This is a genomic window from Parvibaculum sp., from assembly GCF_030651915.1.
GTDB lineage: Bacteria > Pseudomonadota > Alphaproteobacteria > Parvibaculales > Parvibaculaceae > Parvibaculum.
Map to the genome: position 1 here is coordinate 376,474 of NZ_JAUSBV010000005.1, position 23,158 is coordinate 399,631.

A 23,158-nucleotide genomic window follows, 5' to 3' on the forward strand; every position below is an offset into this window, starting at 1 on the left:
CGCGGTCCTGCAGCCCAAATCCGGTGGGGTCCGGGCTGCATCGTTACCATGCGTCCGCCCCTTCCGTTCCCCGGGGGGCGTGAGGCGCTTACGATTTGTTCAACGACAGCGCCACGAAGCGCTGCTGTTCTTCACTGCGCAAAAGCAGAAGCACCGAGCTCTTGTCGGCCTTGCTTGCCGCTTCCACGCCGGCCACGACGTCGCCGGGCTTCTTCACGTCCTTGCCGGAAACCTTCACGATCACATCGCCGGGACGCACACCCTTTTCGGCTGCGTCGCTGGCCGGATCGACACTCTGCACGACCACGCCATCGGGCGTTTCGGTCAACGCAAGCCCAAGGCTCATCGTTGCACCGGCAGCCGGCGTCTCGCTCGGTGTTGCGGCGGCCACATCGATCGTGTCGGGGAAGGTGCCGATATTGGCGGTCAGCGTGCGGCGCTTGCCGTCGCGCCAGACGACGATCTTCGAGCGTGTGTCGGGTTTGAGTTCGGCGACAGTGCGGCTGACCGCGCGGACATCTTCCATGTCCTTGCCATCGACATTGAGAATGACGTCGCCGGTCAGGACGCCGGCCTTCTTTGCCGGGCTGTCCTCGGCCACCTGCGCCACAAGTGCACCTTGCGGTTTGTCGAGCGCCAGCGAGGTTGCCATTTCCGGGTCGACCTGCTGGATCGTGACGCCGAGCCAGCCGCGCGTGACCCGGCCGCTTTCCTTGAGATCAGCGATCACCTTCGAGGCGATCGAAGACGGAATGGCAAAGCCGATGCCGACGCTGCCGCCGGTCGGCGAAAAGATCGCCGTATTGACGCCGATCACATTGCCATGCACGTCGAAGGTCGGACCGCCGGAATTGCCGCGATTGATCGAGGCGTCGATCTGAATGAAATCGTCATAAGGGCCGGCGCCGATTTCACGGCCGCGCGCCGATACGATGCCCGTCGTGACCGTGCCGCCGAGACCGAAAGGATTGCCGACCGCCAGCACCCAGTCGCCGACGCGAACCGTGTCGGAATTGCCGAAGGCCACATAGGGAAGATCGGTCTTGCTCTCGATCTTGACCAGCGCCAGATCGGTCTTCGGATCGCGGCCGATCAGCTTTGCGGCCATCTCGGTGCCGTCATTGCGGACGACGGTGATGTCCTTGCCCTCGCCGACGACATGGTTGTTGGTGACGACATACCCATCGGCCGAGATAATGAAGCCCGAGCCCAACGCCATCGCCTGACGTCCGCGCGGTGCACTACCCGGATCCTGCGGCTGCAGGTCGCGGAAGAAACGTTCGAACGGGCTGCCGGGCGGAAACGGCAGATCGGGAACGCCCGCCGGCGCGCGAACGGCACGTTCCTCGGCGACGCGAATGCTGACCACGGCGGGACTGACTTTTTCCACAAGGTCGGCAAAGCTCGGCAGGCGCTCAAGGGCACTGGCAGCGGGCGCGGCCGACCTGGTGTCGAGTGGCTGGGCCTGCACACCGGAGGCTGCGAGCGCCAAAGCCAGAGCGCCGAACGCCATGGAAACGACGTAGTTCTTTCCGCCCATCTTCATTGCAGTGATCTCCTGTCGATGCGGTCCAACCGCACTGCACACGTTACTTTGGGGATCAGCATCATGTCCTGATCCTTACCAATTCATGTCTGGAATATTACAAATCCGTAAGGCCAAAATATGGCGGTGCTTATTCGGATTTGTCCGCCGTTTCGGCGTTTGCCAGCGCCGCCAGACGCGCCTCTTCATCGGCGGTCAGCCGCTGGCCCTCATCTCCGGTCCGGGCCCGGCGCAGTATCAGCAGCGCAATGCCGCCGCCGACCACGAGCACGAGACCCGGCGCCAGCCAGAGCAGCCATGTCGCGGGCGTGAAAGGCGGCGTCATCAGAACGAAGTCGCCGTATCGCGCAACGACAAAGGCAAACACCTCGGCGTCGGTGTCACCAGCGCGGATGCGGTCGCGAACAAGGGCGCGAAGATCGTGCGCGAGTTCGGCATCGGAATCGTCGATCGACTGGTTCTGACAAACGAGGCAGCGCAGTTCCTTCGAAATTGCACGGGCGCGCGCTTCGGCGGCGGGTTCGTCGAGCATCTCCGATGGATTGAGCGCGGCGAAACCGGGTCCGACGAGCGCCAGAAGAAGCAGAATGGCTGCCAGCGCCGCGCGCATGGGGCTACTCCGCGGCTACGGGCCTTGCGCCCGCATGAGTCTTTGCGCTGACCGGCGCACCGACGCGCAAACGCCGGTCGGTCAGCGATATGGCGCCGCCGATTGCCATGATCATGCCGCCGATCCATATCCATGGCGCCAGCGCATTGCGATAGGCCCGCACGACCCATTTGCCCTCGCCGGCCACATCGCCCAATACGACATAGATGTCGCTCAACCAGTTGGTATGGATGCCGGCTTCGGTTTTTTCCTGCCGCTCAGCCGGAAAGCGCCGCTTCTCGGGCATCAAACGGGCGACAAAGCGGTCGCCGCGATCAATACGGACGACGCCGGTCGTTGCCTCGAAGTTCGGGCCATCGCGCATGCCGACCGCCTCGAGCGTCAGCGTGTATCCAGCCAGCTGCGTACTTTCGCCCGGTGCGAGCGCAACGATGGTCTCGGCGCGCCATGCCGTGACGCCGACAATGCCGGCCACCGCGATGCCGAGACCGCCATGCGCCAGCGCCATGCCCCAGGCAGCGCGCGGCGAACGGCGCGCACGGGCCATGCTCTCCGTGAGCGGAACCGAAAAGAGCTTGATGCGCCAGGCGATTTCCGATGCCGCGCCGGCAACCAGCCAGACCGCCAGCGCCATGCCGAGCGGTGCAAGCCATGGGCCCTCCCACATGAAGGCATAGGCCAGCAGCATCGCGACGAAAGCGAGACCGGCGGCCACCATCAGCCGTTCGGCGGCGCCCTGAATGTCAGCCCGCTTCCAGCCAAGAAAGGGGCCGAACGGCACCAGCAGCAACAGCACAACGAAAATCGGCACGAAAGTCAGATTGAAGAATGTCGGTCCCACCGTGATCTTGGGTCCGTTCACGGCATCAAGCAGCAATGGATAGAGCGTACCGAAAAACACCGCAGCGGTGGCCGCCGCCAGCAGCAGATTGTTGACCAGCAGCGCGCCTTCGCGGCTGGCCGGCGCAAAGATGCCGCCGGTCTTCAGCAAGGGCGCGCGCCACGCGTAAAGCGCAAGCGATCCGCCGACAAAGAAAATCAGTATGCCGAGAATGAAAATGCCGCGCTCGGGGTCGACCGCAAATGCGTGAACCGACGTCAGCACACCGGAGCGCACGAGAAAGGTTCCCAGCAGCGACAGTGAGAAAGCGATGATGGCAAGCAGCAACGTCCAGCTTTTCAGCGCACCGCGCTTCTCGGCGACAATCGCAGAATGCAAAAGTGCCGTGCCAACGATCCACGGCATCAGCGACGCATTTTCAACCGGATCCCAGAACCAGAAGCCGCCCCAACCCAGCGTGTAATAGGCCCACCACGAGCCCATGGCGATGCCGATGGTCAGCGACAGCCATGCGGCCAGCGCCCAGGGACGAACCCAACGCGCCCAGCTCGCGTCGACACGGCCTTCGATCAACGCGGCGACAGCAAATGAGAAGGTCATCGAGTAGCCGACATAGCCGGCATAGAGCCATGGCGGATGGAAAGCGAGTGCCCGATCCTGCAGCAGCGGGTTAAGGCCGGTTCCTTCGAACGGCGCCGGATCGAGCCGAATGAACGGATTGGAGGTCAAAACGATGAAGAGCAGGAAGGCAACCGCAATCGACGCCTGTACCGACAACACACGCGCGCGCAATGTGTCGGGCAGGTTGCGGCCGAAGAGTGCCACCATCGCACCGAACAGCGCGAGGATCAGCACCCAGAGAACCATCGAACCCTCGTGGTTGCCCCAAACGCCGGAAATCTTGAAGATCAGTGGCTTCGCCGAATGCGAATTGTCGTAGGCGAGCTTCAGCGAGAAATCGGAGACCAGGAAAGCCCAGGTCAGCGCGGCGAAGGCGAGCGACACCAGCGCGAGCTGCAATAACGCCGCCGGACCGGCAATCGCCATGAGCGCCGCATCGCGGCGATAGGCACCCAGCATCGGCACAGCCGTCTGCGCGATCGCAACGGCCAGCGCCAGCACCAGCGCGAAATGGCCAATCTCGACAATCATGACTCGACAATCATGGGTAACTGCCCTGCCCGTAAGTCTCGGCATGGGAGGCTTCGGCGCCTTCACCCTGCCAGTTGCCGCCGCGCTTCAGCGCGTCGACGACTTCGGGCGGCATGTAGGTTTCGTCATGCTTGGCGAGCACCGTGTCGGCGGCGAATGTTCCGTCTTCGAGCAACATGCCCTCGGCGATGACGCCCTGGTTCTCGCGGAAGAGATCGGGAAGGATGCCGCGGTAGGAAACGGTGATCGTCTCGACCATATCGGTGACGTTAAAGCGCGCGGCGCCGTCGGAGAGCGTTTCGACCGACCCGGTTTCCACGAGACCGCCGAGGCGAATGCGCTGACCCGGCGCCACCTCGCGTTCGACAACGTCGCTGGGGCTGTAGAAAAAGACGATGCTGTCGCGCATCGCATAAAGCACCAGCCCGACGGCCAGCGCCAGAATGGCAAGGCCGACGGCGATGAAGGCGGCGCGGCGCTGCTTGCGCGTCATGACTGTTCCTTTGTCCCTGTCACAAGGCTCCGGGATGGCAAGATATAGCGGGGGCCGCCGGGCCGATCAAACCGCTAAATGGTCGCGGCAAAAGGGGTTTTTGTTCCAAAATGAGGGTTAAAGCCCCAATATCATCCTTGTCGCCGGGCCCGCGATGCCATCGGCAACGAGGCCGTATTCCTTCTGGAAGGATTTCAGCGCGCCTTCGAGACCCGCATCGAACACACCATCGACATTGATCGCGTAGCCCTCCTTCACCAGCGCCTCTTCCAGGGCGCGAACATCGGCGCCGGTCATGCAGGGCGTCGTCAGACGCAGATTGCGCGTCGCGGCGTCGACGGCCGAGACGGGCACGGGCGGGCGATAGTCGAAAACGGTCTGGTCGATCCGGACGCCGCGCACCGTCATCGGCAGCGCGAGTTGCCAGTTCTTCGTCCCGATCAATGTCTCGAAGGTATCCATGCGGTAGACGGTTTTTCCGAGCAGCGTATTCGGATGGGTGGCGAGCCAGTTCCGCCGCTCCTTCACGTAAGCCGCAACCCAGGCGCGCTCGCCGGCTGCTGACGGCTGGCCCATTTTCGCCAGTGTCCGGTCGCGCATGGCACCCCATGAGCCATGGATCGTGCTGTCATAGACGACCGCAACGGAGAGCGGCTCGACGAGACCGAGCTTTGCGGCGGCTTCGGCCGATGGCCGCCAGAACACACGATCGAAGAAATTGTCCTGCGTTTCCCGCATGACAGGATCGGCGCCGGCGTCCTTCAAAAGGCCGCGAAACGTCATGTCATTGTCGAGGCGCAGATCGATATCGGCGAGACGCTGCAGATAGGGTTTCAGCGCGCCGGCATAGGCCGCGCCTTGTGCCGCGCAATAGGCCTTGATCAACAGGTAGAGATTGCCGCTGCCGAGCGTCGTCTGCGCCATGCCGTAGGTCAGGTGCCCGCTATCGCCGACCAGCAATGTCACGCGGCCATAGTCGCCCTGCGCGCGGCCGGTCTCGAAAATATTGACGACGGCCTTGGCCGTCTGCTTCTGAAGTTCAGTCAGCATGCTGCTCCTCCGCCCGAACGCGCCACCGGCGCGAGTCGGCGACCATGCTAACCCAGCGCACCCGATACCGGGGATTACTCTTTGGCCGTTTCGGCCTCAATGCCGGTAATCCGGGCCTGAACGGCGGGCGCCCAGAGGGCGTCGTCCGGCGCATCGGCCAGCATCGCTTTCCAGCGGGCGAGCGCGGCATCCCGGCGGCCGTCGTCGTAATCGGCGACCCCAAGAAAATACTGCGCACGCGGTTCGGATGGATCGAGCGCGGCGGCTTTCTCGAAGTCGGCCTTCGCGCCAGACGTCACACGGCCCTCCGCAGCAAACACGCGCGCCTCGCCGCGCGCCGCCAGCCGATCCGCCGTTGCGCCGTCGAGAATGATCGCCCGCGTCCACGCACCGGCCGCGTCGTCGTAGCGGCCGAGGCGCAGATAGGTCGGCGCAATCAGTTCCCATCCTTGCAGGTCGTCCGGTTCCGCCTTCAGACGCCGCTCGATGCGAACCACCAGTGCCTCGACGGGCAGACTGTCGGCCGAAACCGCCAGTCGCGGCGCGAGCGGGCGATCCGGCAGCCCGGGCGAGCCGGCCTGTAAATAGATGGCAAGCGCCAGGAACGGCACGCCCAGGGCGAGCGCGGCCGCCATGCCCTTGCGCCAACGCGGATTGGCAATCGTGGAGGTTCGCGCCAGCTTTTGCCGCGCCTCGTCGGCGGCCAACAGGCGGCGTGAAACTTCGACACGTGCCGCATCCGCCTCGGCCGCGCCGATCACGCCCCGATCCAGATCCCGGCCGATTTCGGCAAGCTGGTCGCGATAAAGTGCGACCTCGCTGTCGCCGGCACCAGCGCGCGCGCGGTCTGTCGTCCACAGGGGACGCAGCAGCAGCGTCACGACCACGCCGGCCATAAAGGCGAGCGCAACGAAAAGCGGAATGTCGCCAAAAAATGCCAAGGACGCGCCTTTCGCATGGGCTGTTGCGGGACGCCCCTTGTATAGAGGCTGACGGCGCGGCGCAAAAGCGGCGCAGGGACGCAGGCGGCAGACGCTGACGGCTTTGCGGATTGCAGCCCGGCGGCTAGTCTCCGGCGCAACGTGGAAATCAGGAGGTGCCGGTGCTGCGGATCGTCAAGACGGGTGGATTGGGTCTCATCGGCTGCGCGCTGGCGGTGCTGGCCATCATTCTGGTGCGGGGCGCCATCGAAGCCCCTGCCCCGCTCGACCCGGCAGCGCTGATCAAGCGCGCCACCGACTACGATGTGGTCATTCGCCGCGATGAGTGGGGCGTTCCGCATGTTCTCGGCAAGACGGATGCCGATGCCGCTTTCGGCGTCGGCTTTGCGCATGCAGAGGACGACTATGCGACGATCGAGGAGGTCGCCATCGCGACGCGCGGCCAGCTTGCCTCGATCAAGGGACAGCAGGCGGCCGTCAACGACTATCTCGTTCATCTGATGCGCGTGTGGGAAACCGTCGAGGCGCGTTACGACAGCGATCTCAGCCCGGAGGTCCGGCGTGTCATTGAGGCCTATGCGGACGGCGTCAACTACCATGCGGCCCTCCATCCGGATCGGGTGGTGCCGGGCTTCCTGCCCCTGACCGGCAAGGATGTCGCCGCCGGCTTCATGTTCAAGACGCCGTTCTTCTACGGCCTCGACAAAACGCTGACGGCAATTTTCGAAGGACGGATCGGCACGGCCGGCGGTCTTTCCAAGGAGGGGGTCGACGCTTTCCTTCCGACACAAGCGCCTCTGCCGGTCGGTTCCAATGCCGTCGCCCTGAGCCCGGTGCGCTCGGCCGACGGCACGACCCGGCTGCTCGTCAACTCGCACCAGCCTTTTACCGGTCCGGTTGCCTGGTGGGAAGCGGTTGTGCGCAGCGAGGAGGGCTGGCACGTGGCCGGCGGATTTTTTCCCGGCACGCCTTTCATGCTGCACGGACACAACCGGCATCTTGGATGGGCCAATACGGTCAACGAGCCGGATCTCATCGACGTCTATGCGCTGACCGTCAATCCCGACAATGCGGATCAGTATTGGCTCGACAATGAGTGGCGCAACTTCGAAAAACAGGTGGCGACAATTCGCGTCGATCTCTGGGGTCCGTTCTGGTGGACGGCCAAACGCGACGTTCTGTTTTCCGCACATGGGCCGGTGCTGAAAACCGAGGCCGGCGCCTATGCCGTCCGTTATGCGGGGATGGGTGAAATCCGCCAGGTCGAGCAATATTACGCGCTCAACAAGGCCACACAGCTCGGCGAATGGATCGAAGCCATGAAGCTGCAGGCGCTGCCCAGCATCAACTACATCTATGCCGACCGGCAGGGCAACATCGCCTATGTCTACAATGCGCAATTTCCGGCGCGCGCCGACGGACCCGATTGGTCGGGCGTCCTGCCCGGCGACGATTCAAGCCTGATCTGGCAGGGCTATCTGCCCTTCGATGCGGTGCCGAAGCTCTTCAATCCCAATTCAGGCTTTCTCTACAACGCCAACAACACGCCGTTCCGCGCGACGGCCGCGAACGACAATCTGAGGCCGGAAGATTTTCCGGCGACGATGGGTATCCAGACCGACATGACCAACCGGGCGTTGCGCGCCGAGGAGACATGGGGCGCCGACCGGTCGATCACGGCCGAGAAATTCCGTATCTACAAGTACGATCTCCAATACAGCGACAGCTCGCATATGGCGAAACTGATCGACCAGATATTGCAGGCCGACGCCGGTGACGATGCCGATTTGGCGGAGGCACAGCGCATTCTCGCCGGTTGGGACCGCGTGGCGAACCAAGAGAGCCGGGGCGCGGCTCTCGGCGTCTTGATGGCCGAACCGGTGGTCCGTGCCGGTCTTGCCGGCCGGCCGGCGCCCGCCGCGCTCGACACGCTGCGCGATGCGATCGGAACGCTCAAGACCCATCACGGCCGGCTCGATCCGGCATGGGGCGAGGTCAACCGGCTGAGACGCGGCAGCGTCGACCTGCCGGTGGACGGCGGGCCCGATACTTTGCGTGCGATCTACGGTGCGCTGCAGGACGACGGCACATTGACAGCGCGGGGCGGCGACACGTTGATCATGTTTGTGGAGTGGGACCGAGCCGGACGGCTGAGGTCGGAAAGCGTTCACCAATTCGGCACCGCGACGCGTGACGAAAGCTCGCCCCACTATGCCGATCAAGCGCCGCTTTTTGCGGCGATGCAGACAAAGCCCGTATATTTCGAGGAAGAAGACCTGACGGGCCACGTCGTGGAGAGCTACCGGCCCGGCGCGCGATGAGCTAGATCGCCGCTGTTTCTTTCGACGACGCGTCACGACCAACAATGCGTGAGAGCGGCAGATTGACAATGACGGTTGTGCCGACGCCCACCGCGCTTTCGATGGTGAGCGTGCCGCCATGCAGCTCTGTCAGGTGCTTGGCGAGCGGCAGTCCGAGCCCGGTGCCTTCATGCGCCCGCGACAACGAGCCGTCGACCTGGGTGAAAGGTGTCAAGGCCTTCGGAATGTCGTTCTCGGCGATGCCGATTCCCTTGTCGATAATGGCAATGCGCAGGCTTTCGGCACAAACCTGAGTCTCGATTCTGACGGCGCTCCCTTCGGGACTGAACTTCACCGCATTCGAAACCAGATTGATCAGCACCTGCTTCAGCGCCCGCTCGTCCGCGACGAGGAAGAGAGGGGGCGCGGGCAGATCGCATTCGATGGCGATGTTCGATTGCTGGGCGCGGTGACGAACGATGCGGGTTGCCGCCTGGACGAGGCGATCGAGTTCGGTTTCGTCTTCATGCAATTTGAAATGGCCGGCTTCGATCTTCGACAGATCGAGAATGTCGTTGATGAGACTCAGCAGATGAACGCCGCTGTCATGAATGTCCTCGGCATATTCGCGATACCGCGGATTTCCGACCGGACCGAAAAGCTCGCGCTCGAGCGCTTCCGAAAAGCCAATAATGGCGTTGAGCGGCGTTCGCAGTTCATGGCTCATATTGGCCAGGAATTCCGATTTCGAGCGGCTCGCCGCTGTCGCCAGGTCGCGCGCTTCGCGCAACGTCTCGGCCTCCTTGTGGCGCGCGGTCACGTCCTGAATGCCGATCAACAGTACCGTTCGGCCGCGAAACTGCACCGTCGCGGCCGACACCAGCGCCCAGATCAGCGAACCGTCGCGACGCTTCAACCGGAACTCGACTGGTACACCGGCGCGGCCGCTGACCAGCAGACGATCGAGACGTGCATCGAGATCTTCCTCGGCAAAGAAAGCCCGGACATCGAAGCCAATGGCGTCTTCTCCGGAAATGCCGAAGAGCTTCAGCGCGGCAATATTGGCCTGAACCAACCGATAGTCCGCCGGGTCGATCAGCGAGATGGGCAAGGGCGCGGCATAAAAGAGGCTCTGGAAACTCTCTTCGGTCGAACGCACGGCCTGCTCGGCCTCGCGCCGCACCTCGACTTCACGCTTCAGCTGATCATAGAGTTCCTGCTGGCGCATCAGCGTCAGAAAGCCGGTGCGTCGCAGGCGGTTTGCGGTTCGCACCAATTCAACACCAATGGCGTTGACGACAGCAAAAAGCGCTCCGATCTGCCCGAGTGCCGCCAGCGGCACATCCGCCAGCCACGGGCAGATCACCACAAAGGTAAAGCTCAAGGCTGCCGATATGGCCAGCGTCGACGCCAATCCGGTCGGCAGCGAGATATAGAACGCGAAGAGCACCACCACAATCGCAAGGAGGCTGGCGGAAAAATCCACATTGCCAAGCACCAGCGAGAGCGGCGCGACGATCGCGACAAGCGCTTGCGTCGCCATAGCGCAAAACATGAACTTCCTGTGATCGTCGTACCTGGCGAAACGCTTGAGTGCGATGAGAATGGCCGCGAGCGTCGCCAGACGACCCGCCGTCAGCGCGGCAAATGCCCAACCGGGCCCAATCAGCAGAAAATCGAAAACAGCCCAGCCGACATAGATGTAGACGGCGATCAGCACGACATGCAGCCGCGCGCGTGTCTCGGTCCAGCTCGCGCGCGCGTAAGCGTCCTCAAGCGACGGATCGGCGAACTCGCCGGTCCAGCGGAAGGCACGCTCGACCTCCGGCGCGTCCGCACCGGATTCGGGCAAAGCTTCTCCAGCCGTGTCCTCGGACCCCCTCACGCGGCTCCCTTTCCCACAAATATCGCTTTTCGACGCGTCTCCCCACCCGTCGCGTCCGGCTACAATACGGACCAAAGGCTAAATAAAACGCAAAATTTTCCCAGGCGGTCTTCCGCAAAACCGACGCGCCGCCTATCGTTTCCGCGTCTGTCCGGTGTACCAAAACGAGACAGGGCGAACGTTCAGGGAGAGGCAAACGATATGGCGGAACGGGACGGTGATGACAATTCGGCGCGCGGCATTCTGGCAGGCGTCCGCGTGCTTGATTTCGGTCGCTATATCGCTGGCCCTTATTGCGCCGCGCTTCTGGGCGATATTGGCGCCGAGGTCATCCGCATTGAAAAGCGCGAAGGCAGCGAGGATCGTTTCGTGCAGCCGATCGTACCGGGTGCCGGCCCCGGTGAAGGCGGCGAAGGCGCAATGTTCCTGCAAATGAACCGGAACAAGAGGGGCCTGACGCTCGATCCGATGACAGAAACCGGACGTGGCATTGTCCGCCGGCTGGTCGCGACGGCCGATGTCGTGGTCGCAAACCTGCCGCCCTCGACCCTGAAAGCAATGGGGCTCGACTATGAAAGCCTCACCGCGGTGAAGCCCGACATCATTCTGACCACCGTATCGGCATTCGGTCATGGCGGTCCCTATAGCGAGCGAACCGGCTTCGACGGCGTCGCGCAGTCGATGGTCGGCGCTGCCTATCTGACGGGCTACCCGGACGAGCCGGTCAAGAGTTATGCGCCCTGGGTCGATTTCGGTACCGCCTCGCTCTCCGCTTTCGGCACGATGGCGGCGCTGATGGAGCGGCAGAAATCCGGCCGGGGCCAGATCGTCGAAGGCGCGCTGCTATCGACGGCGCTGGCCTATTTCAACTTTCATCTGATCGAGCAGCAACTGCGTCATACCGATCGCGTTGCCATCGGCAATCGCTCCCCCTATGCGGGGCCGGCCGACATCGTGCGCACGAAAGACGGATGGATTCTGGTGCAGGCGATTGGTGCGCCACTGTTCAAACGCTGGGCGCGACTGATGGGCGAGGAGCACTGGCTCACCGATCCGCGCTTCAAGGATGATCTGTCGCGCGGCGACAATGGCAAGGTTCTGTCGGAGCGCACCGCGCGCTGGGCCGAAACGCGCACGACCGAGGAAGCGCTGGCCGAACTCGAAAAGGCACGCCTTCCCGCCGGGCCGGTCTATACGCCGCAGCAAGCACTCGACGACCGGCACATCCGCGAAATGAGCTATCTGAAACCGCTCGACTTTCCGGGTCTGCCGGCTCCCGCCCCGGTCATGGAAACGCCGATCCGGCTCTCCCGCACACCGGCGGCAATCCGGGAGCGCGCGCCGGTTCTCGGCGAGCATACCGACGTCATTCTGGGCGAGCTCGGCTATTCGGCCAGCGAGATCGCCGCGTTCCGTGCCGAAGGGGTTATTTGACCGTGGCGGACCCACTCGCCCGCTTTTCCCGCTTTCCGCTCGCTCATCTGCCAACGCCACTCACCGAAATGGCGCGCCTGCGGACGGCGCTGGCACAACGCATGAACACGATGCCGCCGCGCCTGTTCATCAAGCGCGACGATTGCACGGGGCTGGCTGGCGGCGGCAACAAGACACGCAAGCTCGAATTTCTGATCGGCGATGCGCTGGAGAAAGGTTGCGATACGATCGTGACGGCAGGGGCGCTGCAATCCAACCATGCGCGGCAGACGGCGGCGGCGGCAGCAGCGGCGGGACTTCGATGTGTGCTGGTCCTCTTCGACAGCGTGCCCTATGACGAGCACGCCTATCGCCGGTCGGGCAACTTGCTGCTTGACCGCATTCTTGGCGCAGACGTTCGCGTTGAGCCCGCCGATGCCGACGCGGGGGCTGTCTTTCGACGCATCATGGCCGAGATCGAAGCCGGCAGTGGCAAACCATATCTGGTGCCGGTCGGCGGTTCGAACGCCGTCGGGTCGCTTGGCTATGTCGCCGCCTATCTCGAAATCGCCGACGAAATCGCCGCGTGTGGCTTCGACGCGTCGCGGATCGTCCATGCTTCATCGAGTGGTGGCACACAGGCAGGTCTCGTCGCGGGCCGCATGTTGCGCGGCGCCGGTCCGTCGATCATGGGCATCAATGTCTATCGTTCCGACAACGGCGCAATGACCGACGACATTCAGGCGCTGGCCGCAAAGACGACGACACTGCTGGGGCTTTCCTCGCCCAATTCTGATGCAGTGGTGCTGGACGGTGCTCATCTTGGCACGCGATACGGCATGCCGACGCCGGAAATGATAGCGGCGGTCGAATGCGTTGCACGCGAGGAAGGTGTGTTGCTCGACCCTGTCTACACCGGCAAGGGCATGGCCGGCTTCATCGCGCAAATTGTGGCGGGCCGTCATGCCGATATCGAGGCGCTGGTGTTTCTGCACACCGGCGGCATGCCGGGTCTCTTTGCCTATGAGGCGGAGTTCTAGCTCGCTGCCTGCAGCGCCACACCGGCGCGGCGTCGCAACACATCGGCAAGTCGATCCTCGCCGAGTGCTTCGCGAAATCCGGCGGCGATCTCGATGAATGCTTCGGCATTCATGCGTGCCGATCCGCTTGCGGTCCTCATTTCGTCCAGCAACCGGTCTTCGTAGATGTTGAGATAGGTTGTGATCTGTCCGCGGATGCTGTTGCAGTGACTTTGCGCGCCAACTGCATCGCATATTGGCGCCAGCCCTCGAATGAAACGCAGGCAGGTGCCCATGCGGGCGGTGCGCGCCGGGTCGGGCGCGTTCGAAAGATCGGGACGCAGCGGGCCACCCCGTCCATATTGTCCAATCTGATGCAGCGGCAGGGCGCGTGGCAGGTCGGTTTCGAAGCGTGCCATTTCCTGCGAGAGCGCCGCCGAGAGGCGCGCACGGGCGCCGAGCAGGCGTTGCCCCCACTCGCCATGACGTCGCAAATCGATTTCAGCGGTGAATCCCTTCGACATACGCGCAAAACGCCGCACGTCTTCAAGCAGCTTGTCGAGGTCGGCATGTCCCGGTCGCTTGCCTTCAGCGCTGCGGGCGATCCGGTCCAGATCGGCGAGCAGCAATTCGCCAAGGACCGCGAGTTCGCTACGGCTGATCAGCATGTCGTTGCGATAGTGGGCGACCTTGCGCGCAAGCCGAAGGATCTGCCAGGACTCGGCAAGGCGCGCCATGGCGACAAAAGGTACATAGAGCGCCGCTTCGACCGAGCTCTCGCGGGCATCTTCGTAGAGCTCCTTGACGAGATTGACTTGCCCCTCATCGAAATCGGCAACGGCTTTCGGCAAGATCGACTGCAGCTTCAGCATGGCGGGTGCGATCGACAGCACAGCCGCAATGGCGCGCGCATCCTCGATGCCCGTTTCACCACCAAGCTGCGCTTCGATCTCCCGGCGTCGGGTTGCGTCACGGCGCGCTTCGTCGAGCGCCGCTTCGATGGCCCCGGCGGCTGAGGCATGCAAGACCGACACCGCCGCATCGAGCGCGATGCGGTCGTTTTTCAACGTGTGGTCGATGATACGCCCGGCCAGGTCGGGCAGCGCATCCGGCAGCAGTTCGGTTTCGAGCCACATCCACATCGGCTCGATAACGCGACGCGCGATCCGGCCCCGCTGGCGGTCGATGGTCTGTTCGTCGGAAAGGAGATCCTCGAATGGCTGACAGAAGCGGCGCACCGGATCGGCCATGCCCGGCCGCACGCCCCGAAAGGCGGCCAACAGAGGACGCAGGCCCGAAAGGATCGTTGCATAGGGCAGACCGGCCGTGCCGCGCAGCTTTTCGCGCTCGAGCCCCGATGCAAGCTTCACCACGGCAGGCGGCGGCAATTGCGCCAGGTAGGCAGCCAGGCGCTCTGACAGCGATGCGTTCGGTTCGTTGGCCATGACGTCCCGGCTGAACTCGGCGTGCCCCATGCCGCCCTTGGGCTCAAACCTAGGCACCCGTGCTTAAAATTTGGTTCCGTATCGACACAAATGACCGAAATTCGCCATTTCTGCCGATGAATTGGGAGAGGGCCGGCTCCGGCATTCGCCCTTTCCAGCAGCGGATTTTCGTTGGCCGGAGCCAATTTTCGATGGTAGCGTTTTTGGCTGGATGCCGTCTTTTACAGCGGTATCCGTTCGTTCTATCTCTTTACGAGGCATTCAACGCACAATGGCTAGCGGAGTCGTGAAGTGGTTTAACACCACGAAGGGTTACGGATTCATCGCACCTGCCGACGGGAGCAAGGACGTTTTCGTCCATATCTCGGCCGTCGAGCAGGCTGGTCAGAAGACCCTGCAGGAAGGACAGCAAGTCCAGTACGAACTGGTCGAGGGGCGCAACGGCCGCTCCTCTGCCGAAAATCTGGTACTCGGCTGATCGACACAGCATCGGCGCGGGCGACCTCGCCCGCCCCTGAAAAAGCCAAGGCCCTCCCCTCATGGCGGAGGGCCTTTCGATTGTCGGACGCCACGTCTACCATGGCGCCATGTTCGGCTCCGCTTCGCTCATCGAGCGCCTCCACGACCTCATCTGGGATCAGTCTCTCGACGACCAGAGTTTCTGGCGGCGCACCACGCTTCTGACCGCGCGGATCGGCTGGGCGGTCGTCCGCGAGCTTGTGGGCGGCGCGCTGAGCCTGCGGGCGATGAGCCTTGTCTACACGACACTGCTGGCACTGGTGCCGGCGCTCGCCATCGCCTTCGCCATCTTCCGTGCCTTTGGCTTCGACAGCTATATCGAAACCATCATGGCCGACTTTCTGTCGCCGCTTGGCGATCAGGGCGAGGAGATTACCGCGCGCATGATGGAGTTCGTGCAGCGCGTCAATGTCAATGTTCTCGGTACGGTGGGTTTTGCATTTCTGCTCTACACCGTCATTTCGCTGATCAACAAGGTCGAGTCGGCGTTCAACAGCATCTGGCATGTCGAGGCCAGCCGCTCCTTTGCGCGACAGTTCACCGAAATCGTCAGCATGGGCATTCTCGGGCCGCTGATCGTCTTGACGGTCATCGGTATCATGGCCGGTGCGATTTCCAACAGTTTCATCGGCGACATCGCCGAGTATTGGCTTGTCGTTTATCTGGTCGAGCAGTCGAGCAAGCTCTTGCCCTTCGCGGTGCTGATCGCTGCTTTCACCTTCATCTACATGATGATCCCCAACACGCGGGTCAGGTTCGATGCGGCGCTTGTCGGCGCTGTTGTGGCGGGTATCACCTGGGGCGCGGCCGGCTGGACGTTCGCCACCTTCGTCGTCAAGTCGGCACAATATGTTGCGATCTATTCGGCCTTTGCCAGTCTGGTCTTCTTCATGATCTGGCTTTATGCCGCCTGGCTGATCCTGCTCGGCGGTTGCGCGATCGCCTTCTACTACCAGAACCGCACCTACCTCTCGGCGCAATCGGGCATCAACCCGCTGACACTACGTCAACTCGACCGCATGGCGGTGCAGGCGCTCCTGTTGATCCATGATGCTTTCGACCGGGCATCGACGCCGTGGACGGAGGAGGCGCTGGCGCGGCGGCTGCATGTACCGATGGAAGCGATGGGCGAAATTGCCGGTGCCTTGTGCAATGCCGGGCTCGTGACCTTTTCATCCAGCAATCCGAGCCGCTTTGTGCCAACCCGTCCGGCCGACAAGACCCGCATCGCCGATGTCATGGCCGCCGTGCGGGCCCAACGCTACAAGCGCCAGATCGATGATGCGACGCTCGCGCACGAGCCGCGCGTGGACGCATTTTTCGGCACGCTGGCAGCGCGGGAGTCGGAACTGGCCGGGCCGACGACCATCGCGTCTCTGCTGGCTGCCGAGGAACCCGCTCCGGCCGCCGACGCCGCCGCAACACCCGGCCATTAACTTTTTGATTCGTTGTCGAAAATGTTCCGACTCCGCGACAGGCGGCCGTTCGAACGTTGTGACACGCACCGCTTCCGGCATCGGAAATGCCAGCAATGACGGCCATCCTGCACACTCGATCGTGTGTGTGCCAATTCTTCACACACATTCACTTGACGAGCGCGGCCGGGAGATTCAGGCTCTCACTACTGGGTTCAACAATTGAAAGGAGGTGATCCGATGTCTAACGGTCTGGTGACACCGTTTGCCATCGCCAAGTTTTCGATCTCGACAGAGGGTCGTATGGCGAGGCAGGTAAGGTCGGCAACTTCCGGGGGCCTTTCTGCCTGAGCCTTTATCCTTTATCGCCGTACCGGTGTCTGGCACGGCGACTCTGCAATCGAAATAGATGGACGCAAACGGGGCGGTCCAGAGAGAAGACAAACGGACTGCGTCGCTGCCGTTTCCGAACTGGCCGCCGCCTCCCTCAGGGAGAGCGGCGGCCTTTTCACATCCCGCATCATTCGAAGTCGATGTCTCACGAAGGCGGGAAGGTGGCGTCAGTTCACGATCTGCCAACTGCCGTCCGGCTGACGGCACGCCGTGCCGTAAGCCTGCTCGGCGCGGCCGCCGATATAGACGGTCTGGCTGTATTCGCGGCAATAGCCTGAATTCGACTGGTAGGAACGGCGCGGCTCGACATAACCGTAATTGCCGCTGTCCGGATTGCGCCACTGCGTCGGCTGACCGGTCTGGAACGCGTTGTAGGACGCATTCTGGAGATACGCCTGATCGGCGCGGTCGAGACTGCGGCCGATATTGTTGCCAACCAGCGCGCCCACCAAAACGCCGGCGCCGGTGGCCCAGAGCCGGCCCGAACCGCCGCCGATCTGCGAACCGGCAAGGCCGCCCGCGACGGCGCCGGCCAGTGTCCCGAAGCCTTCCTTCGGGCCCGTGCCGCCATATCCATAACCGGGGCCGCCCGTCTGGCAGCCCGCCAGGGCCAAGGCCAGAGTGCCCATGAGCAGAGTGCTTTTGATCGTCATAGCTGTACCCCATGTCCTGATTGGGTGATCCAACAGTCACGAGGATAGGAAACCGCCGTTGAGCGGACGCTGAATGCGCCGTTCATCCGGCATTCAGCTTGGCGCGGCCGTTTCAGTCGGCTGAAGCCGGCAGATAGAGTTCGGCTCGCAATCCGCCCATTTTCGACGTTTCGAGGCGCAATTCGCCGCCATAGAGTTCCGCGATCTCGGTCACGATAGAGAGGCCGAGGCCCGATCCCGGCTTGGTTTCATCGAGCCGTGCACCGCGTTTCAATACGGTCTTGCGCGCTTCTTCCGGCAAACCCGGCCCATCATCCTCCACCGCCAGCATGAAGAAGGCGCGGCCGTTTCGGGCCTCGCCGGCTGTCACCGTCAACACGACGCGCGAGGCGGCCCATTTGCAGGCATTGTCGACGAGGTTGCCGGCGACCTCCTCCAGATCCTGCGCCTCGCCGCGAAAGCCGGTCGTCTCGGGGCAATCGACGGAGAGAGCGAGCCCGCGATCGGCATGGATACGTTCAAGCGCGCGGCAGATTCGCGTCAGCACCGGGGCGACCGGCGTGTTGACGCCGAGCACATTGGCCGACGCCGCCATGCGCGCACGCGCCAGATGATGATCGATCTGCTCGCGCATTTGCCCCGCTACCCGGTCCACCGTTTCGCCGAACGGGTCGTCATGCGCGCGCGCTTCATTGGTCAGCACGCTCAAGGGCGTTTTCAGCGCATGCGCCAGATTTCCGACATGGGTGCGCGCCCGCTCCAGCACTTCGCGATTGCCGTCGAGCAGCCGGTTGAGTTCGTCGGCCAGCGGCTCGATTTCGGAGGGAAATTCGCCTTCAAGCTTCGTCGTCTGTCCCGAACGAATTTGCGCCAACGCCAGACGCACCCGTTCGAGCGGCCGCAGCCCGAAACGCACCTGGATCAGCAGCGCGACGATGAGACCTGCCCCCATGGCGGCCATGGCAGCAAAAAGCCAGGTATTGAAGCCTTGTATCTCGGCATCGATCTCGCTGCGGTCGCCGGCCACCGCGAAGGAAACCCGCACGTCGTAATCCGGAAGCGTAACGCGCCGCTCGGCGACGCGCAGCCGTTGATCTTCGGGGCCCAGAACGTCGAAGACCTTGAGGCCGAAATCGTTGCGGCCGGCGCCGCGCCCCGGCGCCAGATCGAGCGACTGGTCGAAGAGCGACCGCGAACGCAACGCCGGACGCGCGGTCAGTGGCGACACCTGCCAGTACCAGCCCGAATAGGCGAGATCGAAGCGCGTTTCGGAAAGTTCGCGGGCACGGACAAGCTGGCCGGCCGCGTCGACTTCAGTGGTCGCGATCAGGCTGTCGAGCAGCACGTCGAGCCGTCCGTCGAAGCTGCGCTCGACCGAATTGCGAAAAATGGCCGAGAGGATCAGGCCGCCGACAACGAGCGCGACGACGCTCCAAAGCGCGGCCCCCGCAACGAGGCGAAATGCGAGACTGTCAGACCGCATCTTCCGGCGCCGTCAGCCTGTAGCCGAGCCCGCGCACGGTCTCGATCACATCCTTGCCGAGCTTGCGGCGCAAGCGTCCCACAAACACTTCGATGGTGTTGGAGTCGCGATCGAAATCCTGGTCGTAAAGATGCTCGACGAGTTCGGTGCGCGAGATGACGCGGTCGCGATGATGCATCATATAGGCGAGCAACCGGTATTCGAGCGAGGTCAGTTTGATTGATCTTCCGTCGACCGTCACGCGGGAGCTGCGTGTGTCGACGCGGACCGATCCGCATTCGAGTTCGCTGGTCGCGTGACCCGTCGCGCGGCGCAGCAGCGCGCGCAAGCGCGCCAGCACTTCCTCCATGAAAAAGGGTTTGGCCACATAGTCGTCGGCGCCGGCGTCGAAACCGGCGACCTTGTCCGACCAGCGGTCGCGCGCGGTCAGGATCAGCACCGGCATGATCTTGCCGTCACGGCGCCACTTTTCCAGCACCGTCACACCGTCCATTTCCGGCAGGCCGAGATCCAGCACCACCGCATCATAGGGTTCGGTGTCGCCGAGGAAATGCCCTTCCTCGCCGTCGCGGGCGCTGTCCACCACATAGCCCGCTTCCTCCAGCGCGCCGACAAGCTGGCGGTTGAGGTCGGGATCGTCTTCGACAACCAGTAGCCGCATATCCCTTGCCTCCGCTCTCTGCCCGTTAACGGGCGCCCTCGACCCGGCCCGAAGAGGCGTCGACCGACACCACGACGACCCGGTTGTCCGGCGTTCTGATCTTCACATAGTAGGTCTGGCCCGCAAGGCTCATGTCGAGATAGCGGCCCGGATAACTCGACAGGGCCGCCTGTTTGGCCTGTCCCGGCGAGATCACCCGGCCCTGGCGCACGGCGTCGCGCGCATTGTCGTCGCGGTCCCAGTACTGGGCCTCGACCAGCAGCGCCGCCGCCGGTGCCTGCCCGATCACCTGATCGGCGCGCGCCGGCCCCGACCCCATCAGAAAGAGGGCCAAAGCGGCGGTCGTCAGGGCGACCCATGTGAATTTCTGTCCCATGCCCCCGGTCTTAAGCCATCCCGACTGAACCCGCGATGAACGGGCGTTGCGGCTTCCTGTCAGAATTCGCCGCTCAGAAACCGCTGAACGTCACGAATTCCTCGAGCGGTGCGCGATCCGTGCGCAATTGGTTAATGGGGGCTGCCTCATCCATGTAGCCGAGCCCCATGCCACAGAACAGCATAAGCTCTTCCGGTATCCCGACAAACTCGCCGACCGTCTTGTACCAGATCGCCCAGGCTTCCTGCGGCGCGGTGTGCAGCCCGTGCTCGCGGGCGGCCAGCATCACCGACTGGATGAACATGCCGAGATCGGACCACTGGCCGAGGCCCATCTGCCGGTCGATGGCGAAAAACAGCGCCACCGGCGCGTCGAAGAAACGGAAATTGCGGGCGAACTGCGCCTGCCGCCCGGCCTTGTCCTCGCGCGTCACGCCGATGGTCGCATACATGTCCTCGCCGCATTTGAAGCGCCGGCCCTTGTAGGGCTCGGTCAGGCCCTTCGGATAGATGTCGTATTCGAGACCATCGCCGAACGGCGTGTCTTTCTGCTTCTCGGCCACGATGGCCAGAAATTCCTTCAGCCGGTCGCCGGCCACCACATAAACATGCCAGGGCTGCAGATTGCCGCCCGAGGGCGCGTATTTCGCTTCTTCGAGAATCTGGCGCACGGTCGCCTCGGGCACCGGCTTGTCGAGAAAGGCGCGGCAGGTGATGCGGCTCTTCAAGGCTTCGGAGACTTTCATCGGCGGGGCTCTCTCTTCGGTTGCAAATTCTATCGCGCCGTCACATAGGGCCAGAGCGCGTCGGCGCCGCGCGCGATCGTCTCGCGGCCGAGGCTTTCGGCCCATTCGGCGCCGGCGCCGAACTCGGCGCGCCACGACCAGAGGCGGCGCGTCGCGAAGTGGAGGCCATGCTCATAGGTGAAACCGATCGCGCCATGCACCTGATGGGCAATCGAGGTTGCGATGCTCGAGGCATCGTCGGCGCGGATCTTGGCGACGGCAATCTCGAATGCCGCGTCATTCTTGCGCCGCGCGGCCTGCGCGCAGGCATGGTCGGCGGCAATGCCTGTCGCGGCGGCCTGCGTCGCCAGAACGGCGAGTTGCTGCTGGATCGCCTGAAACTTGCCGATGGGCTTGCCGAACTGCGTCCGTTCATTGGCATAGGCGACCGTCTGCGCCGCCAGATAGTCGAGCGCACCGGCCATCTGGCAGGCCCGCACCAGCGCGCCGTAAAGCCGCAACGCGTTCTCCGGCAGCGCGACGGGCGCGGATTGCGCCGCTACGGCTTTCAGCGTCAGCGTGTCGCGCGGCTCGCGCGCCACATTGATGTCGGGCGCGACCGATGCGCCGTCGAGCGACGCCAGTACCAGATTGCCGCCGACCAGCGCAACGCCATGCGCCGCCTGACGGCCCCAGGGCACGCGGCGCGCCGTGCCCGAAAGCCTGCCGGCCGAAAGCGTGAAATCGCCTTCCATCACCGTCAGCACGCCGTCGGGCGCCGCAATACCGGCTTCGGCCAGCAGCCAATGCGCGAGCACGGCTTCGGCGAGCGGCAGCGGCGCGACATGGCGGCCCGCCGCCTTCAACACGATGGCCGCGTCGGCCCATGTGCCGCCCGCGCCGCCTTGCGCCTCCGGCGCCAGCACGCGGGTCAGCCCGTTGGCTTCGAGTTCGCTCCACAAGGCTTCGGGCCAGACGCCGTCCTCGGCGCTCTGGATCAGGTTCTTCGTCACGCGCTCGGCCAGCAAGCCGTTGACGCTGTCGGCGAGGATCGTCTGCAATTCGTTCATGTTCCGCTCCTCACCGCAGCCCGAGCCCGCGGGCGATGATGCCACGCAGGATTTCGCGCGTGCCGCCGCGCAACGAGAAGGACGGCGTCGTCTGCGTCAGATAACCCAGCACCTGTTCATAGTCGCTGCCCGCGCCGACCGTCGGCTCGATGCCCAGCAATTCATGCGCGCGCACCGGCATGTCCTGCTCGAAGATCGCGCCGAGGTCTTTCACCACCGAGGCCTCGAGCGCCGGGTTCTCGCCCTTGTCGAGCATGCCGGCGACCGAGAGCGACATCTGCCGGAGCGTCACCAGATGCGCGACGAGACGGCCGATCTCGCGCGCGCCTTCCGCGCCGCCGCGCTTTTCGAGTTCGCGGATCATTTCGACCATCAGGATGAAGCTCGAGAGATAGCGTTCGGGGCCGGAGCGTTCGAAGGCGAGTTCCGCCGTCACCTGGTTCCAGCCGCCGCCTTCGGTGCCGACCAGCATGTCGTCGGGCACGAAAGCATCCTGAAACACCACCTCGTTGAAATGCGCCTTGCCAGCCAGATCCCGGATCGGGCGGATCGTGATGCCCCCGGTCGTTTTCAGATCGACCAGAAATTGCGTCAGCCCCGCATGTTTGTTCTGCGGATCGAGATGGGTGCGGAACAACCCGATCATGTAATGCGCGGTATGGGCGCCCGAGGTCCAGAGCTTGGTGCCGTTGACCTTGTAGCCGCCGTCGACCTTGTCGGCGCGGGTGCGCGTCGCGGCAAGGTCGGAGCCTGAATCCGGCTCCGACATGCCGATGCAGAAATAACATTCGCCTTTCGCAACGCGTGGCAGGATTTTCTGGCGCTGCTCCTCGGTACCGAAGCGCATCAAGAGCGGACCCGACTGCCGGTCGCCGATCCAGTGCGCGCCCACCGGCGCGCCGGCGGCCAGCAGTTCCTCCAGCACCACATAGCGGTCGAAGGCGCTCTTCTCATGGCCGCCATATTTCTTCGGCCAGGTCATTGCGATCCAGCCCTTCGCACCCATCTTGCGGCTGAATTCGGGATCCGATCCCGACCAGGTCTGCGCCCGCGTCACCGCCGGCACCTTTGCGAGCTCCTCGGCGAGGAAGGCGCGCACGTCGGCGCGCAGGCCTCTGGTTTCGTCCGGCAATTCGCAAAGATCGAAGCGGAAGGCCTGCATCATTCTG

The 23,158-nt window shown here is 63.7% G+C and carries 20 protein-coding genes; 5 read left to right on the top strand and 15 right to left on the bottom strand.

The genetic code is table 11. The features are described from left to right. Nucleotides 1–88: 88 nt before the first annotated feature. From Q7V31_RS06070 to ccmI, 6 genes are all read right to left on the bottom strand, one after another. Complete coding sequence (locus tag Q7V31_RS06070; RefSeq protein WP_304733110.1) at nucleotides 89–1,546, bottom strand: Do family serine endopeptidase; 1,458 nt, start codon at nucleotides 1,544–1,546, stop codon at nucleotides 89–91. Between the two features lie 130 nt (nucleotides 1,547–1,676). Further along, nucleotides 1,677–2,156, bottom strand: a complete 480-nt coding sequence (locus tag Q7V31_RS06075; protein WP_304733112.1) for a cytochrome c-type biogenesis protein — start codon at nucleotides 2,154–2,156, stop codon at nucleotides 1,677–1,679. 4 nt (nucleotides 2,157–2,160) lie between these two features. Then, nucleotides 2,161–4,149, bottom strand: coding sequence for a heme lyase CcmF/NrfE family subunit (locus Q7V31_RS06080; protein WP_304733114.1), 1,989 nt, complete (start codon nucleotides 4,147–4,149; stop codon nucleotides 2,161–2,163). 10 nt (nucleotides 4,150–4,159) lie between these two features. Beyond that, nucleotides 4,160–4,642, bottom strand: a complete 483-nt coding sequence (gene ccmE / locus Q7V31_RS06085; RefSeq protein ID WP_304733117.1) for a cytochrome c maturation protein CcmE — start codon at nucleotides 4,640–4,642, stop codon at nucleotides 4,160–4,162. Between the two features lie 117 nt (nucleotides 4,643–4,759). Then, on the bottom strand, nucleotides 4,760–5,692 hold the full coding sequence (locus tag Q7V31_RS06090) for a peptidoglycan-binding protein (RefSeq protein ID WP_304733119.1): 933 nt from the start codon (nucleotides 5,690–5,692) through the stop codon (nucleotides 4,760–4,762). 74 nt (nucleotides 5,693–5,766) lie between these two features. After that, the gene (gene ccmI / locus Q7V31_RS06095; RefSeq protein ID WP_304733121.1) at nucleotides 5,767–6,633 is read right to left on the bottom strand and encodes a c-type cytochrome biogenesis protein CcmI; all 867 of its coding nucleotides are present in this window, start codon (nucleotides 6,631–6,633) and stop codon (nucleotides 5,767–5,769) included. A 161-nt stretch (nucleotides 6,634–6,794) separates the two neighbouring features. Here ccmI and Q7V31_RS06100 point away from each other — a divergent pair, with 161 nt between their 5' ends. After that, entirely contained in the window at nucleotides 6,795–8,954 is a 2,160-nt protein-coding gene (locus tag Q7V31_RS06100; protein WP_304733123.1) for an acylase, read from the top strand. 1 nt (nucleotide 8,955) lies between these two features. Here Q7V31_RS06100 and Q7V31_RS06105 read toward each other — a convergent pair whose 3' ends face one another. Next, complete coding sequence (locus tag Q7V31_RS06105) at nucleotides 8,956–10,785, bottom strand: cell wall metabolism sensor histidine kinase WalK (RefSeq protein ID WP_304733125.1); 1,830 nt, start codon at nucleotides 10,783–10,785, stop codon at nucleotides 8,956–8,958. Nucleotides 10,786–11,019: 234 nt separating this feature from the next. Between Q7V31_RS06105 and Q7V31_RS06110 the strand changes: the two genes are divergently transcribed. Further along, on the top strand, nucleotides 11,020–12,252 hold the full coding sequence (locus Q7V31_RS06110) for a CaiB/BaiF CoA-transferase family protein (protein WP_304733127.1): 1,233 nt from the start codon (nucleotides 11,020–11,022) through the stop codon (nucleotides 12,250–12,252). A 2-nt stretch (nucleotides 12,253–12,254) separates the two neighbouring features. Next, on the top strand, nucleotides 12,255–13,271 hold the full coding sequence (locus Q7V31_RS06115) for a D-cysteine desulfhydrase family protein (RefSeq protein ID WP_304733129.1): 1,017 nt from the start codon (nucleotides 12,255–12,257) through the stop codon (nucleotides 13,269–13,271). On the opposite strand, the gene Q7V31_RS06120 is transcribed toward Q7V31_RS06115, so the two are convergent. After that, nucleotides 13,268–14,725 carry a hypothetical protein gene (locus Q7V31_RS06120; protein ID WP_304733131.1) on the bottom strand — a complete coding sequence of 486 codons (1,458 nt, stop codon included), beginning with the start codon at nucleotides 14,723–14,725 and terminating at the stop codon, nucleotides 13,268–13,270. The genes Q7V31_RS06115 and Q7V31_RS06120 overlap by 4 nt on opposite strands. Before the next feature lie 241 nt (nucleotides 14,726–14,966). Here Q7V31_RS06120 and Q7V31_RS06125 point away from each other — a divergent pair, with 241 nt between their 5' ends. Both Q7V31_RS06125 and Q7V31_RS06130 read left to right on the top strand, forming a co-directional pair. Further along, nucleotides 14,967–15,173, top strand: a complete 207-nt coding sequence (locus Q7V31_RS06125; RefSeq protein WP_304733133.1) for a cold-shock protein — start codon at nucleotides 14,967–14,969, stop codon at nucleotides 15,171–15,173. Between the two features lie 61 nt (nucleotides 15,174–15,234). Next, nucleotides 15,235–16,650, top strand: coding sequence for a YihY/virulence factor BrkB family protein (locus tag Q7V31_RS06130; RefSeq protein ID WP_304733134.1), 1,416 nt, complete (start codon nucleotides 15,235–15,237; stop codon nucleotides 16,648–16,650). Between the two features lie 539 nt (nucleotides 16,651–17,189). Here Q7V31_RS06130 and Q7V31_RS06135 read toward each other — a convergent pair. The 7 genes from Q7V31_RS06135 to Q7V31_RS06165 form a co-directional block, all read right to left on the bottom strand. After that, entirely contained in the window at nucleotides 17,190–17,675 is a 486-nt protein-coding gene (locus Q7V31_RS06135; RefSeq protein ID WP_304733135.1) for an RT0821/Lpp0805 family surface protein, read from the bottom strand. A 112-nt stretch (nucleotides 17,676–17,787) separates the two neighbouring features. Next, on the bottom strand, nucleotides 17,788–19,158 hold the full coding sequence (locus tag Q7V31_RS06140) for an ATP-binding protein (protein WP_304733136.1): 1,371 nt from the start codon (nucleotides 19,156–19,158) through the stop codon (nucleotides 17,788–17,790). Then, nucleotides 19,148–19,819 (bottom strand): response regulator transcription factor, encoded by a 672-nt coding sequence (locus Q7V31_RS06145; RefSeq protein ID WP_304733137.1) that lies wholly within the window; start codon nucleotides 19,817–19,819, stop codon nucleotides 19,148–19,150. Before Q7V31_RS06145 ends, Q7V31_RS06140 begins: the two co-directional genes overlap by 11 nt. Nucleotides 19,820–19,844: 25 nt before the next feature. Then, nucleotides 19,845–20,195, bottom strand: a complete 351-nt coding sequence (locus Q7V31_RS06150) for a PepSY domain-containing protein (RefSeq protein WP_304733138.1) — start codon at nucleotides 20,193–20,195, stop codon at nucleotides 19,845–19,847. Nucleotides 20,196–20,268: 73 nt separating this feature from the next. Next, entirely contained in the window at nucleotides 20,269–20,940 is a 672-nt protein-coding gene (locus tag Q7V31_RS06155) for a nitroreductase family protein (RefSeq protein WP_304733139.1), read from the bottom strand. A gap of 29 nt (nucleotides 20,941–20,969) precedes the next feature. After that, nucleotides 20,970–21,989, bottom strand: coding sequence for an acyl-CoA dehydrogenase (locus Q7V31_RS06160; protein ID WP_304733140.1), 1,020 nt, complete (start codon nucleotides 21,987–21,989; stop codon nucleotides 20,970–20,972). A 10-nt stretch (nucleotides 21,990–21,999) separates the two neighbouring features. Further along, the gene (locus tag Q7V31_RS06165; RefSeq protein WP_304733141.1) at nucleotides 22,000–23,154 is read right to left on the bottom strand and encodes an acyl-CoA dehydrogenase family protein; all 1,155 of its coding nucleotides are present in this window, start codon (nucleotides 23,152–23,154) and stop codon (nucleotides 22,000–22,002) included. Between the last annotated feature and the right edge of the window lie 4 nt (nucleotides 23,155–23,158).